Source organism: Arthrobacter sp. SE2 (assembly GCF_058244265.1).
Genome location: NZ_JBZAYA010000005.1, coordinates 189953 through 204443 on the forward strand (window position 1 = coordinate 189953; position 14491 = coordinate 204443).

Annotated in this window: 13 protein-coding genes; 5 read left to right on the plus strand and 8 right to left on the minus strand. The window is 63.5% G+C overall.

The window, feature by feature from the left end:
* Window positions 1-16 precede the first annotated feature (16 nt).
* Window positions 17-2068, plus strand: a complete 2052-nt coding sequence (locus AC4CS3_RS09300; protein WP_490783183.1) for a S9 family peptidase — start codon at window positions 17-19, stop codon at window positions 2066-2068.
* Here AC4CS3_RS09300 and AC4CS3_RS09305 read toward each other — a convergent pair.
* The 4 genes from AC4CS3_RS09305 to AC4CS3_RS09320 are packed head-to-tail and all read right to left on the minus strand — an operon-like array spanning window position 2058 to window position 5767.
* A complete protein-coding gene (locus tag AC4CS3_RS09305) occupies window positions 2058-2735 on the minus strand; it encodes a peptide deformylase (protein ID WP_490783184.1) in 678 nt (225 codons plus the stop codon). The genes AC4CS3_RS09300 and AC4CS3_RS09305 overlap by 11 nt on opposite strands.
* Window positions 2736-2750: 15 nt before the next feature.
* Window positions 2751-3893 (minus strand): FAD-dependent oxidoreductase, encoded by a 1143-nt coding sequence (locus tag AC4CS3_RS09310; RefSeq protein WP_490783185.1) that lies wholly within the window; start codon window positions 3891-3893, stop codon window positions 2751-2753.
* Window positions 3886-4617: a class I SAM-dependent methyltransferase gene (locus AC4CS3_RS09315; RefSeq protein WP_490783186.1), complete on the minus strand. Its 732-nt coding sequence runs from the start codon at window positions 4615-4617 to the stop codon at window positions 3886-3888. The genes AC4CS3_RS09310 and AC4CS3_RS09315 overlap by 8 nt, the downstream gene beginning before the upstream one ends.
* Window positions 4618-4630: 13 nt before the next feature.
* Window positions 4631-5767 (minus strand): type III polyketide synthase, encoded by a 1137-nt coding sequence (locus tag AC4CS3_RS09320; protein WP_490783187.1) that lies wholly within the window; start codon window positions 5765-5767, stop codon window positions 4631-4633.
* A 252-nt stretch (window positions 5768-6019) separates the two neighbouring features.
* On the opposite strand from AC4CS3_RS09320, the gene AC4CS3_RS09325 reads away from it, so the two are divergent.
* Both AC4CS3_RS09325 and AC4CS3_RS09330 read left to right on the plus strand, forming a co-directional pair.
* Complete coding sequence (locus AC4CS3_RS09325) at window positions 6020-6775, plus strand: hypothetical protein (RefSeq protein ID WP_490783188.1); 756 nt, start codon at window positions 6020-6022, stop codon at window positions 6773-6775.
* Complete coding sequence (locus AC4CS3_RS09330; protein WP_490783189.1) at window positions 6772-7635, plus strand: hypothetical protein; 864 nt, start codon at window positions 6772-6774, stop codon at window positions 7633-7635. Before AC4CS3_RS09325 ends, AC4CS3_RS09330 begins: the two co-directional genes overlap by 4 nt.
* A 33-nt stretch (window positions 7636-7668) precedes the next feature.
* Here AC4CS3_RS09330 and AC4CS3_RS09335 read toward each other — a convergent pair whose 3' ends face one another.
* The 3 genes from AC4CS3_RS09335 to AC4CS3_RS09345 all read right to left on the minus strand — a co-directional run bounded on the left by AC4CS3_RS09335 (window position 7669) and on the right by AC4CS3_RS09345 (window position 11224).
* Window positions 7669-8328: a class F sortase gene (locus AC4CS3_RS09335; RefSeq protein WP_490783190.1), complete on the minus strand. Its 660-nt coding sequence runs from the start codon at window positions 8326-8328 to the stop codon at window positions 7669-7671.
* 93 nt (window positions 8329-8421) lie between these two features.
* Window positions 8422-10743 carry a hypothetical protein gene (locus AC4CS3_RS09340; protein WP_490783191.1) on the minus strand — a complete coding sequence of 774 codons (2322 nt, stop codon included), beginning with the start codon at window positions 10741-10743 and terminating at the stop codon, window positions 8422-8424.
* 235 nt (window positions 10744-10978) lie between these two features.
* Entirely contained in the window at window positions 10979-11224 is a 246-nt protein-coding gene (locus tag AC4CS3_RS09345; protein WP_490783192.1) for a hypothetical protein, read from the minus strand.
* A 221-nt stretch (window positions 11225-11445) separates the two neighbouring features.
* Here AC4CS3_RS09345 and AC4CS3_RS09350 point away from each other — a divergent pair, with 221 nt between their 5' ends.
* Window positions 11446-13104: a phosphodiester glycosidase family protein gene (locus AC4CS3_RS09350; protein WP_490783193.1), complete on the plus strand. Its 1659-nt coding sequence runs from the start codon at window positions 11446-11448 to the stop codon at window positions 13102-13104.
* A 21-nt stretch (window positions 13105-13125) separates the two neighbouring features.
* On the opposite strand, the gene AC4CS3_RS09355 is transcribed toward AC4CS3_RS09350, so the two are convergent.
* Window positions 13126-14097 (minus strand): magnesium transporter CorA family protein, encoded by a 972-nt coding sequence (locus AC4CS3_RS09355; RefSeq protein ID WP_345450865.1) that lies wholly within the window; start codon window positions 14095-14097, stop codon window positions 13126-13128.
* A gap of 145 nt (window positions 14098-14242) precedes the next feature.
* On the opposite strand from AC4CS3_RS09355, the gene AC4CS3_RS09360 reads away from it, so the two are divergent.
* A complete protein-coding gene (locus AC4CS3_RS09360) occupies window positions 14243-14419 on the plus strand; it encodes a CsbD family protein (protein WP_236818202.1) in 177 nt (58 codons plus the stop codon).
* Window positions 14420-14491 lie beyond the last annotated feature (72 nt).

Genomic DNA, 14491 nt, shown 5'->3' on the forward strand with positions numbered 1-14491 from the left:
CACATATCGTCATGCCATGACGGCCGCTAGGCTCACCAGCGTGAAAGCCGAACAACTCCCGCTGCTGAATTCCGTCTCCGCCCCCGCCGCCCATCCCGACGGCACCCGCGCCGTCGTGTCCGTGACGCGGCCCGACTTCGACGCCGATGCGTACGTCGGGCAACTTTGGAGTGTTCCCTTTGACCCCGCGATACCGCCCCGTCGGATCACCCGTGGCTTCCGGGACACCGCACCCGCGTTTTCGCCCGACGGCAGCGCGTTGGCATTCCTCCGGGCGACGCCGGACGGCAAGCCGCAACTGCATGTGGTGGAGGCCGACGGCGGGGAGCCGCAAGCGATCACGGAACAGAAGTTGGGAGTCTCGGAGTTTTCCTGGGCGCCCGATTCGCGCAGGATTGTGTTTTCCTCACCGGTTCCCGAAGAAGGCCGTTACGGAACGGTTGACGGGGTCGGGGCAGGCAGCGAAGACGCACGGTTGATCACCGGCAACCAATACAGGCTCAATGGACTGGGCTACACCGCGGACAAGCCCGCCCAACTCTTCGTCGTCGACGTCCCCGAGATCGGAGCGGAACCTCCTGTGGTTCCTGTGGGGAGGGCCGCCAAAGCCCGCGGGGCGGAGGCGGCGGCACTGTTACCGCCTGCGGTGCAGTTGACGTTCGGCGAAGCCGACCACACTTCGCCGTCCTTCAGTCGCAACGGTGAGAGCGTCTACTTTGTCGCCTCACTCCATGAAGGGCACGACGCCGATATCGCCTCGGGTATCTATAGCGTCCCCGCCGCGGGCGGCGAGGCGACAGCGCTGCGTCCAGGCGCTGCGCCGCAGTCCGTCCAGGAAGCCTGCGAATCCGCGAACGGTGAATGGCTGTTCTTTACGGCACAGGACCTCGGCGACGACGGCCTGGACTTCGTCGCGAGGAACACGGCCCTGTACGTCATGCCGGTCCGGGGCGGCAAGGCAACGATGCTAAGCGACGTCGAAAACCAGGACATCGGCGGCCGCCTCGAAACTTTTGGAGTAGATGGGGTGCTCGCACTCAACACGAGCCGTGGAAGCGTGCAGCTGATCCAATGGACGGCCGGCGGCGAGAGCGAGGTCCTCGTCAAGGAGCCCCTGGTAGTGATTGGCTCTTCCGCGGTGGGCGAGCTGGTGTCTATCTCTTACGGTGACGCCTTCAGAAATGGTGAGCTCGGCGTTCTGGAGAAGGGTGGACTCCGAGTCCTCACCGATTTCACCAAGGCTCTCCGGGACGAAGCAACCATCCTTGAACCGCATGAGTTCACTGCCACCGGCAGTGATGGCTATCCAGTCCATGGCTGGGCGGTCCTGCCGGAGGGGCCTGGCCCCCACCCCGTGCTGCTCACGATCCACGGCGGCCCTTTCGCCCAGTACACGGGGGCCTTCTTTGACGAAGCCCAGGTGTACGCCGAGGCGGGATACGCCGTGCTGATGTGCAACCCGCGTGGTTCCGCCGGGTACGGCCAGGCGCACGGCGGCGCCATCAAGGAAAAGATGGGCACCGTGGACATGTCGGATGTGCTCACCTTCCTGGAGGGGGCACTGGAAGCCTTCCCGGCGATGGACAGGGAATCGATCGGCATCATGGGCGGGTCCTACGGCGGGTATCTGACTGCCTGGGTTATCGGCCACGAACACCGCTTCAAGGCAGCAATTGTGGAGCGCGGATTCCTTGACCCTGTGAGCTTTACGGGTTCCTCGGATATCGGATGGTTCTTCGGCGGTCAATACACGGGCGGCTCGCCCGAGCAGATGGCGGCCCAAAGCCCCATGGCCGTGGTGACTGCAGTCCGCACGCCCACCCTGGTGATCCACAGCGAAAACGATCTCCGATGCCCGGTTGAACAGGGCCAGCGCTACTTTGCCGCGCTCAAGGCGCAGGGCGTGGAGACGGCGTTGCTCCTCTTCCCCGGTGAAGACCACGAACTATCGCGGTCGGGCACGCCACACCACAGGCGACAGCGCTTCGAGCAGATCCTCGCATGGTGGGCAAAGCAGCTGCCTTCCGCAGCGAACCCGCCGCGCGAAGGCGGTTCAGCTACGGCTTGAGGAAGCCCAACCCGCGGCTTGCCTCCTCGATTCCGGGGTACGCCCAATGGGCCGAGTACTCTGCATCGTTTGCCAACGACCGGAGCTCGGCGCGGTCCAAATAGAGTCCGCCGTGCAGGTGGTCGGTCTCGTGCTGGACTATCCGGGCCTGCCATCCGGAGAATCCGGCCGAGGCCGCACTGCCGTCCGGACGCTGGTAGTGCAGGTGAACGTCGCGGTGCCTTGTGACCACGGCCTGGAATCCGCGCATCGACAGGCAGCCCTCATAGAACGACGCCGTGGATGTCCCCTCGGGCTCGTAGCGGGGATTCAGTATCGCGAAGAAGCCCAGGGGCGTCCTTTGCCGGAGCTCCGAGGCAACAGGATCAACATCGAAATGGTCTTCGAGCACAGCCAGCTGCAAGGGGATGCCGAGCTGCGGCGCTGCGAGGCCCACGCCGGGAGCGGCATCCATGACATCCCGCATCCGCTCGATCAGCTGCGCCAATTCGGTGTCCCCAAGCTGGCCGTCATAGGGAGCGGCTCGCTGGCGCAACACGGGATGGCCGACCTGCACGATGGGCGGGAGGCCATCGAGACCGAGTAAGTCCTGAACTGCGCTGCGGATTTCCGAGGCAGTAAACGTCGTGTCCGGGCCGGAAGGCAGGGGGCGGGTCTCAAAGTCCATGGATTGAGCTTAGTGTCAGTGCATCGTGAATCTCCGGGCAACAAGCTCCGAGAACATCGGGAAGGTGATTGCCCGGCCGATCAAGGCGTTCCTTGCGCTGAGGACCTTCGGCGGCAAGGGTCGGCCCAGCGCCATGTTCAGGCTGGCCTGCCAGATGGCTCTCTTCGCCGCGCGCTGCCGGTCGCGCTCGAAGCCCGCGAGTTCTTTGCCGGCAGGGCCTCCCGCCGATGTTCGCAACGCTTCCCCGACAATCGGCGCGAGGGCAACGGCGTCCAACCAACCCAGGTTCATGCCTTGTCCACCGATCGGGCTGATCTCGTGGGCGGCGTCTCCAATCAGGGCGACCCGTCCATGGACCATCCGGGAAACCAGTCGCGAGGTGACGCCGAAGGCGCTGATCATCGTATTGCTTGCGGAGTCCACCGCGCTGCCGGTCCGCTTTTTGATGAGGGCGGCGAGCGCATGGGGAGTGGGTTCCTGGCACGGGGCGCCAAGCCGGACAACCCAACGGCGGATGCCTCCTGGCAAGGGAAAGGACTCCACGATTCCGCCCGGCTCAAGGAAAAGGACCGCGTTGTTGCCGTACATCGATTCATCCCGGAAATCGCCCATGACGTAGTAGTCGGGATAGGTGCGCAAGCGAGGCTCCAGTCCCAGTCCTGCTCGCACTGCTGAATGGACGCCGTCGGCAGCCACGACGAAGCGGCCCAGAAACTCCATCGGAGCCCCCTCTTGCTGTCCCCGCAGACGCAAGCGCCCGCCGTCGTCGACAACTTCCTCAACCTGCACGCCGCGGTGGAGCGCGTTCGGATCGAGGTCGATCACCCTGGACTCGAGGGCGTTTGTGGTGAGATATTGCGGAACGGAGAGGATGAAGGGGTACTCGGACGAGGGACGGGCAAAGTCCATGTCGGCAACTTTCCTGCCGCCGCTGTACGCGGCGCCGTGGGTGATCCGGACGCCTGAAGAGACCAGCGGATGCGCGGCGCCAACTGCGTCCAAAGCTGTGAGGGCGGGAGGATGGATTCCGATGGCGCGGGTCTGGCGGCTCGACGTCGCGCGCCGTTCCAGAACTGCTACGCGGTGTCCGTCTTGCAGCAGCAGGGCTGCCATGAATAGCCCGACAGGTCCGGCTCCAACCACCACGACGTCAAACATCGGGGACCTCTCCGGGCCGGTAGACCAGCAGGTTGTGCCATAAGCCGCTCGGTTCTACCGTCCACGCCGGGGGAGTGGCGACACGGAGTTCCGCCGCGGTGTAGCTCCGTCTGATGGATGTGAGGCCGTCACCGTGGATATAGGATCCAATGCCAAGTGGCCAGGATCCGGCCCAGAAAAGCGCGTATGCCACGCGGCTACGCTTGAGGTCGTTGTGCAGGGCGATCCGGCCGCAAAGCCGTTCGGAGTCGTGGAGAAACGAGACGAGTTCCGGGGTAGTCAAGTGGTGCAGGACATGGTTGGAAATAACGACGTCGAACGTGCGTCCCTCTGACACGAGCTCTGAGCTGAGGGCTTTTCTGTAGTTGACGCCTTCCACGGGCGGGGCAGAGTTCGCGAACAGGAAGGCTCGTTCGTCCGGGTCGATTCCGGTAACTTCCAGGCGGTAGCCGTCTGCCGCGGCCCGGCGCGCGAGGCTGCGGGCGACGTCTCCACCGCCGCAGCCTACGTCAAGGACCGTGGTGGGGGCCGCCGTCGTGAGCAATGGCCTGATCCGTGAGCTGTAGGTGTCCCGCCAGCCGGACACCACAGCGTTGACGATCGGAAACCGCGCGTAACTCCGGTTGAGCCGGTCAAGCTCGCAATCGGGGCGGTCCATGTCTTCAACGGCGGTCACGTCCCGTGCGCCGAGAAAGCCGCCTGGGCAGCGGCGGAGGGCAGTCATCACAGAACCGGTATCACAGAGCCGGGGAGACCCGGGTGAATAGTCCAGTCTCCACCGTGAGGCCGGGCCCGAATGCCATGGAACAGATGCGTTCCTCCCGCTGCGCCGGAGTTTGTCCGAGGATGTGCTTCAAGACGAAGAGAACGGTGGCACTGCTCATGTTGCCGTAGTCGCGAAGGACTTCGCGCGCGGGAATCATTTGTTCTTCGGTGAGTTCAAGTTTCGACTCGACTTTGTCGAGGATGCTGCGGCCGCCGGGATGGATGGCCCAATGCGTAATGTCCCGGTAGGGGAGTCCCGTCAGGGACGGGTCCCGGGCAAGCAGCGGCTCGAGCGCGCCGGTGATGTGTTCCTCGATGATGTGCGGCACGTACGTGCCGAGGACCATTTCGAAGCCTTCGTCGCCAATGTTCCAGGCCATCGCTTCTTCGCCGACGGGCGTCAGGACAGTCTCGAAGTGATCCAGCCTGATCACCGGGTCCGGCCCCTCAGGTTCACGGGACGTCACGACGGCGGCCGCCGCGCCGTCCGCAAAGATCGCCGATCCCATGATGGTGTCCGGATCATTCGAGGTCCGGACATGGAGTGAGCAAAGCTCTACGCAGATAACCAGGACTACCGCAGAGGGATCGGCCTGGCAAAACTGCCGGGCTGCACGGAGGGCGGGGAACGCGGCGTAGCAACCCATGAAGCCAAGGTGATAGCGCTGCACGGCGGGGCTGAGTCCGAGGGCCCGGACTACTTTGTAGTCGGGGCCGGGATTGAAAAATCCAGTGCAGGAAACAGTAATGACGTGGGTTATGTCAAGTAAATCGATATCGGGACATTTCCCGACGGCGGCTTTGGCGGCCTCAATGAACAATTTGGTAGCTTCGACGGCAAATATTTCGTTGCGGACCTTGGTGCTCGGGCTAAGTACACGGCCAGTGGCGGGGTCGAAGAATGAGGGATTCTCGGAGTGGTTGTCCAGGGACAATTCGGCGACGGCGGTGAATCTGGTATCGATCGCTGCTGAGTCAAAGCATGTTCGCACGAGCCTGGATCCGAGCCGTGTCAGCCCAGGTTGGGATGCAAAAACGTCGCGTGCTTGTGGTTGCACAAGCACTGTGGGCGGTACGGCAGTTTCCAGAGACCTCACGTAGACCGGCATGCTTCATTGTTGGCGACGAAGCTGCCGTTGACAATGGCAGAGCGTGGAAATGTGGACGTTTTGAGGGGTCCCGGCTGTTTTCCGGAGGCCCACGGACTCAACCGCATTCAGGGCTTCCAAAGCTTCTGCGACACAAATTGAAGCGACGGGCCACTAGTTCTAATAGCAGCCCATTTGTCCGTTTTGCCGAGTTCGCCGAGCGGCTGGACGGCAACAGGGCGGTCCTTAGTGCATTTGGGGAGGTGCGCAGGTATGCAGGGGGATCTGGATGTCGGGGGTGCGCTTGTCAAGGTGAAGCGGTTGCGCCTGCGTTTGGCTGAGCTGGACCGCCAAGTGGGCGTGGTTGACAGGTTGCTCGACCAGGTCGTGAAGCTTGCTTTGGAGCTGTACCAAGCGAGGGCGTGGAAGGCCTTTGGCCTGAGTACGTGGGCTGAGTTGGTGGAGGCTGAGCGGCTGGTCCTTCCGAGCCTGGGAGGCAGCGCCCGGGTGAGTGTCGCCATGGAGTTGGCGGCCGGAAATTTGTCGCTCCGTGCCATCGCCCCGGTCCTGGGCGTATCCCACGAGACCGTGAAGACCCTCCTCGCAAAGGGCGTTGCAGAGGGTGGAACACTGCCATCCGTGAGATTGTCACTGGACGGCAAAATGCGCCGCATTGCACCCGCAGTACCAAAGAACGTGATCGCGGGCGAACTGGTTCACTCGGATTCCAACTCTGGCTCCAACTCTGATTCCAACTCTGGCTCCAACGAGGGAATCTTCGATGTGGAGGGGTTTTTGGCGGACGTCGGCGCCTTGGGAGTGGATCACGGTCCTTCCGACGCGGCTGTGCTGGCGGAACTCCAGCTGCGGGAGTTGATGGATTCCATCCGGAATATGGGAATGTCTGAGCTTGTCGTCCAGCGGTTGCCCGAGGCGCATCCCGCACGACGACGCCGGCTGGCCGCCCAGTTCCACGCGGCGGCGGAACTGATGAGCGATGTTGCGAGGCAGTGGGGTGTCGCGGCGTGAGTCCCGGAACCCATGGCCGGTTGTCGACGTCGGCCGAACGCGACGCCCTCCTGCGGGACCTCGTAGCAAGATGGCAGCGGGAAGGCCGGAACGGCCCATCGGCCCGGCTGCTGTTCGGTTCGTTTCTTCCGGCGCTATTGTCCCGTTTCCAGCACGAGTTCTCCTCGATTGCCCCCGAAGATGCACTGTTCTACGCCACGGAAGTTCTTTGCGACCGGGGGATCCCTGTGGACGTCCCGGCTTGCGCGTGGCTGCTGACGGTTGTCCGCAACGGGCTGCGAACCTGGACAGTCAGCCAACGCCACTGGCTCTCAGAGCGAGATGTGCGGGATGGCGTGTGGGCAGACGTGAAGAAGAACCACGCCCTGGGGGAGGGGGCGCCGCTGGTGTCGGTGTACGGACATGAGTGCGAATGGCCTCAGCTTCCGGTGGCCATTTCGCCAATGCCCGCCGGTTCATCGCCTCTCTGGGATGAACTAAAGGCGTTGTTGATCAGGGCTGGCTGGGATCGCGACGTCGCAGAGCAGGGTCTGCAGGTGATCGAACATCGAGCATCCAGGCATATGGAGGAGATCTGCTTCAGATCAGAGCCGGGAACCGCGCTCTCCCGTTTGGAAACGAACAGGGCGTTGAGCTGCGTGCCCAAGGGGCACAAGAGGGCGCTCGTGGACTTCGTGTGCAGCGAACGCGGATATCTCTGGGGCCGTCTCCAAGGAATTTCCCCTGCCAACGCTCTTTCCCTGCCCGGGGTCCAGGAGGCGTTGGCTTCGCTGGTCTGGAGCAAGGCGAGACCCAAGAACGCCCGAACCGGGAGCTACGCGTCACTTGGAATGCATTCGCGAGAGGACATCCCTGCCTGACGGAGCCAACCCGCTCTTGACCGGTGTGCTGAGTCATGGCCAGGGGATTGCGGTGGCCACGGTGTTGTTGGCGAACTGGGCATGCCCGGCAATCGTCACGAAGGGACTGGCAAGATCACAGGTGACGACCCGAAGTAGGTGTGGGCCCTCGGTGGCAAAGGTGTCTGCCGGCAGGGACGTTTTGCCCAATGATTCCAAACCGATGATCTTGTATCTGCAGGTAACGCCGGCGTTGTCGGATACGTAGAGGGGCATGCCCTTGGTCACCCGGACGAGGGAAGCCATCGGCGCGAGCGACCCATCCGGGAAGTTCACGTGCCCGGCCAGCAGGGTCGATCCCTTCGCGGCACACACAGCCGCCGACCCTCTGTAGCGGGCAGCTTTGGAGGCATCCGGGACCACCAGGTAGCCGGAACCGTCACGGCCTTGGTCCACGAGCTCTACTTTGAGGTCCACGCCCGGGACGGAAAGCGTGTCAGGCGGAAGGTTGCGGATCGCGGCCGGCCCGGTGAACGTGTCCGGTCCTGCGGCTGTAAACGGCGCCAGCACAGGTGCCTGCGGAGCCGCTGGGGGAGCGGGTGGTGAGGTGAAGGCCAAGACGCTTGCGGTGGCTCCGGCCACGCTACAGGTGACGACCGTGGTCAGTGCAACGTTGTTCCACCGGGCGCGGGGATAGCTGCGGGTTTTGATCATTTGTATTTTCCTTGGGTGTGGGGCGGGGCACCCGGTGATCAGCATGGGTGGCTGGATCCGGGTGCCCCGCGTCAACCTGACAGCTAGGTGCTTCTAGTCAGCATGTTCGTCCGCTTGGATGTTGTCCGTTTCAGCTCCGCGGTTGTCGAAGCGTTTGCGGTACAGCAGCCCTGCTCCTCCGAGGAGAGCCAGTGCGAAGGCGGTGCCGCCCGCGATCAGCAGCAGCATGTTCGGCCCGGCTTCCCGTGCGGTGCCGGTGGTGGGCGCGAATCCGGTGTTGACCATCAGGGCCGGCTTGTTTGGGGTAACTGTGACGGCTTCGGGGAAGGCGATGACAGTTTCGTTCTTCTCGCCGCAGTTGCCCTTATGCAGCTGCGCGGTGAACGGTTCCTTGCCCTCGCCCTTATCGATCGTCAGCTTAAGTTCCTCGACGTATCCGTAGGTGCCTTTGTGGGCGATGGTGTGGCTCGGGTAGGTGATTTCACCGGCACCGGTGACGTCCTGGTCCGGGGAGGACCAAGACGGGTTGGCGCAGACGGCCTGGGCGGAGCCGTCGGTCGAGTCGTCAAACTTGTACTGGTTCACTTTGGTGGTGACTTTGATGCCGGTGCCGGAAGGGATGGTGCCCGAGACTATTCCGATGTCGTGGGCCACGAGCGGCACGGTACCGTTCTCGGAGGCTTTGGTGATGATCGAAGGTTTCTTGACCGGGACGGTTTCGTTGGGCAGCAGTTCCTTGCCGTCCCACGCCTTGGTGGACTCGGTACCGTCGATCTTCTCGGAGAAGTACAGATTGGCATTCAGGCCTTTGGACCATTTCTCGGCGACGATTTTCTCCCACGGAACCTCGACGGCCGCGGTCTTGAATTCGCCGTTCCCGGTGACCTTCGTGGTGACGGTACCGATGACATCGGCATCAGCAGGAACGGTGTCGGTGCCGCCGGCAATCGGGGCAGCGGAGGTCAGAACCAGATCTGTGGTCACGGAGAGTTCCTTGCCTGGCTCGTTGCCGGTCACGGTGATGATGTCGTAGATCTTGCCGTTTTCAATGGCCGATGCCTTGGTCGCCACCGCCGGCTGGTACTTCTGGATGGTCTCCTCATGAGGATCATTGAAGCCAGCGGTCCAGTCAGCACGGAAGTACTGCTGCAGCTCGGCGGGCTGGGCCCCCTTTAAGATGCGGGCCACAGGGTAGTAATAGCCGGCCCTGTCCGCGTTTTTGTCAGCGGTCACCTTCACGTCACCGGGTCCCGTTGCGGTGCCAGTTCCGGAGGCAACCTTCACGACCGCAGCCGGGATCTGGGCGGTCGGGGCGAGTCTGACCGGGCTGTAATACCAGTCGACGTCGAAGCGGGCCGGCACGTTGCCGCCGTTCACGAAAGCCCAGTCATTGGTGTTTCCCGTGGACGTGTTCACGTGCAGGACGTCCACCAGGGGCTGGCCGCCCTCCACAAACCGGCCGGCGGTCGAGGTCGCTTCGGGTTGGAAATCGAAGATCACCTTGGCGTCGGCTGACGTTCCCGCGACGGGTTGAGCCCCGCCGGCAACGAGAAGGTTCTGGAAGCCGGGCACCGAATACGTGGTAGCCGACGACCCGGGTGCGTCGATCGTCAGCGTCACGGACACCGTTCCGTTTCCGGTAGCCGCGAAGCCGAGCTGATCTCCGGTATGGAGGTTGACTGCCTGGGAGTTCGTTCCTGCCCAAACGGCGGGGCCGTTCAGGATGGCACGGGCCGAGAACCCGACCAGCTTGTTCCCGGCTGCGGAAACCAGTTCCGTCGAGGTGACCGTGCCGCCGCGACCGTTCGCGTCCATCGAGAGCTTAGGTTGCGTGGAATACGGACCGGAATTGGCTTGGGCGTCGGTTAGCATCGCCGCCGCCTGCGCGCGGACACCGGACAGTTGCGGATCCGATGAGTCCCGGAGGTTAGGGTAGGGAGCCCCGTTGCCGTTCCACGGCACGTTGAACCTCGGATCCGCGAGCTCGTGCGCCAAGTACGCCAAGGCGGCGTGGTTAGCAGGGTCACCCTGGTACTTCTGGATCGCGTAATTAAGCTGCGGGTTTCCTAGGGAGCCCACCGCTCCGGATCCGGCCGGTCCGGCCGGGATCCCGACGTCGAAGCAGAAAGCCGTGGGACCACCGGCGGCACCGTTCAGGTTCAGGGATCCCAGCCACATCGACCAATCTCCAAACGCCCGGGGCGGCGGAGCCTGGACGGTGATGCCCGATCGGTGCATGCCCGGCAGGTCAGTTGCGGCGTGCGCCGCAGGCGCCGCCAGGATGCCACCGGTCCCGATAGCGGAGAGGGCCAGGGCGCCGGCGGCTGCCAAGGCACCGATCTTGGCGAACGCCGACCAGCCCTTTGTCTGTCCCGGCGGGTTGCCCGCATCTCGTTCGAATCTTCCTTGAGTCACTTACGTCCCTTTCTCTTCAACCGCGCCCATACACGCGATGACCACACTTCGGGTGGTCCTGTGTGTAGAGAGCCGGACAAAACGCAATCCGAGAGAAGGGTGTAGTTTTCGACTGTCGGGGCTTGAAAGGGGGCATTCTCAGCGGCTTCGACTGTCAAAAATTTGACAGTCGAGTCGCTCGCTTTGCGACGAACATCTTTCATTGCCCGGGCGGTCCGAAAGGCGTGGGAAGCGATCACCATCCGTATCCTGGGCTGCGGCAGCGTTCTGGCTGCAGCGCCGCGTCGATGTCCGGGCGGGGTTGCGGCGACGTCAGGTTCTTGCTTGCGTCCGGAGGTGTTGGCGTACCAACTTCGATTTCGGTGAGTGTTCCGCCATTGTTTTCGGCTTCACGCCATAGGAAGTAGCCGAAGGGGGAGTTGTGTCCATTAGCCAGCAGTCGCCTGACGAGCCATACGACGTATCGCAAGTTGCCAGTCATGAGTCGTATCCTGACGAGGCGGTGCCAAACGATGTTTCCTTGGAATCCGGTTGGTCAAGCCGGGTTCCCAAGCCCTCCGTCGGGATGTGGCGGAACCGGGAATTCTGGCCGTAGGTCGCAACTCGGCCGGCAAGTGAACGTGGCATGAAGCTTCGGTCAATAGGTTTTGCGAAACCCGAAAACCGGCCCGGGCGACCTTCTGGTCTCTATACGGTGGACGCATGAAAGCCTCCCTCAAACGTCGTAGTGCCCTCACCGGCGGGCTCGTTCTGGCCGTCTTTTCAGCGCTCCTCAGCCCCCTGGGCCCCACCCATGCGGACGATGTCCGGACAAGTGGCAAGAGCACTGATCAGGGTGCCCACCTCAACCTTGGCGCCGCTGACCTTCCCGAGATCCGGACAGTGACAACCCTTGCGCCCGGCGTCACACTCACCAAAATCAGCCGGGGTGGAGCTGACTCCTCGCTCTTCTGGACGGCCGAAGTAGCCATCCCCTCTGACTCGCCGGATCCGGATGCTCCGGCGTCGGCGCTCTCAAGCCAGGCCACTGCGCAGCGCACTGCCGACGAGCTGAAGGCCGCCGGCGTGGATGCCCGCGTTGAACATGTCCAGTCGCCGCAGCTTGCCGACGCCGGCGGCGACTTGGGCTACCGGGTCCGCGCCGGCCATTTTGCCGCTCAGGCGGACGGCGCCTCCGTCGTCGCGAAGATCAAAGCCGCCGGTTTCGCGTCCTCAGTGATCTACACCGGTTGGGACGGCGACTCCGAAACCAGCACGACGACGCGCGGACCGTGGAATCTTGACGTCATCACGATCGACCCTGGGACGTACCAAGGCCAGCTCGCCGCCTCCTTCGGCCCGGACCTGGAGAAGCGGGAGACGACCAGCCAGCTGTCATCGGACGCCCACGCCCTCGCCGCTGTTAATGCAGGCTTCTTCGTCTTCGACCCGAAGGCCGGTGCTGAAGGCGACCCCGCCGGCGTTGGTGTGTACGGAGGCAAGATTCTCAGCGAAGCCGTGGCGGACCGCCCGGCCCTCGTCATTGACGGAAAGAAGAACGCCAGCAGTATCCAGCGGCTCACCTGGTCAGGGAAAATCTCGGGCCCTTCCGGAGAAGCGACTTTGGACGGTATCGACCGGGTGCCGGGCCTGATCCGCAACTGCGGCGGCGCCAACGACCTGCCAACCTCAGGCCCGCTCCAGGACGTCACTTGCACGAACTCCAACGAGCTCGTCACCTTCACTCCGGAATTCGGGCCGACCACGCCCACGGGCCCGGGCCTTGAAGTGATGGTGGACAGCCACGACACCGTCACATCCATCGCCGAAACCCGTGGCGGGGCCGTCCCTGCGGGCGGACACACCATCCAGGCCACTGGAACCGACGTCGCACGGCTCCGCGCACTCGCTCCCGTGGGCGCGAAGCTGAAGATCGACGCCGGATTGCTCGGCGAGGACGGGAAGCCCCTGCACACCAACAAGGCCACGAGCGTCGTCAACGGCGGACCCTTGCTCGTGAAGGACGGCAGCGCGGACGTCACTGCCGGGCATGACGGCATGGTGCATCCCAACGATGGAAACAGCTTCTACTACGGCTGGGTCCACAAGCGGAACCCCCGGACCTTCGCCGGGACCGATGCCCAGGGCAGGACGATGCTTGTCACCGCGGACGGACGCTCAACTTCCTCGCTGGGGCTGAGCCTAAAGGAAGAGGCTGACGTCGCGGTGTCACTCGGCATGGTCCAGGCCATGAACCTCGACGGCGGCGGCTCAACAACCGCCGTTGCCGATGGGAAAGTCCAGAACAGCCCGTCGGGCGGTTCGGAACGCGCAATCGGAGATGCGCTCTTGGTGCTTCCGGCCCGAAGGGGCGAGCAGTAGGACGGAAGACCTCCAAGGGAGCTAGATCCAGTCCCGCTTCTTGAAGGCGAGGTACAGGAAGATTGAACCGCCGGCCATGAGAGCGCAGGACAGCCAGAGGCCGTAATCGCTCTGGAATCCGAAAAATGGCACATTCTGCCCGAAGAAGCCGGTCACGGCAGTGGGGACGGCGATGATTGCGGCCCAGCTGGTGACCTTCTTCATGACCAGGTTCATCTGGTTCCCTTGGATGCTGATGTGGGTTTCCAGGATGGTCGTGACTAGGTCGCGGAGCGATTCCGTCCACTCCGAGGCACGCAGCACATGGTCGTAGACGTCCTGCAGGAAGGGCTGCATCGCCGGGCTGCAGCCGACCAGGTCTTCCCGCCGGAGGAGCGTGTTGAGGACTTCACGCATGGGCAGGACGACGCGGCGAAGCCGGACGAGGTTCTTGCGGAGCTCGAAGGTCTTCCGCTGCAGGTCATGATCGGGGGAGTGGTCGTCGAAAAGCGACTCTTCGAGGGCGTCGATGTAGCCATCGAGTTCCTGGACGGCGTCGAAGTGCCCGTCAACGATCATGTCCAGCAGGCCCCAGAAGAGGAACGGCACTCCGTGTTGGGCCAGGTCGGTTTCCGAGTCCCAGTGCGCCGTCAGTTCGTCGGTGTCGAACTCGGGCCCGTGCACCGTCACCAGGGCGTTATGGGTTACGAATGCCGAGATCTCGACGACGGCAAGTTCGCCGGTGCCAGGCTTTAGCGCCGCTTGGTAGGCCGAAAGGAACAGGTGGTTCGGGTATCGGTCCAGTTTGGGCCGCTGAAAGTCGTGGACGGCGTCCTCGACGGCGAGTCGGTGAAGCCCGTACACGGTTTCGACGCCGAGCAGGTCATCCGCCGTGGGGTTCGTGTAGTCGATCCACAGCACCACGTCATCCTGGCGGGCCAGGGCTTCGATCTCGTGGGCCCTGACATCGTCACGTTCGAGTTTGCCTTCGCGGTATAGCCGTATGAACACCATCCGCCCCATGGTACGGGACGCGTATCCGTGCTTCCTGAGCGGCAAGGCTTCACGCCGGGACCTGCCTTTGCCAGAGTTCCGTACCTACAATTTAAGTGCGGCCTCGCGGTGTCCCGCCGCGGGCCGCCGACTAAGGAGAGCCATTATGGGTTGGGGTGAGAGGTTCCATCACGCTGCCGGGAAACTCCACGGCAAGGCCACGGAAGCGGCCGGCGAGGCCACCGGCAATGACCGGCTGAAGGCTGAGGGCAAGTCCCGTCAGGTCAGGGCCGATCTGAAGCTGGCAGGCGAAAAGATTAAGGGCGCCTTCAGGAAGCACTAGTCCGCAGACGCCGATAGCAGGGCGCGGGCCATGCGGCCCGCGCCCGCGTGGTGTCCTGATACTTTTTTGCAG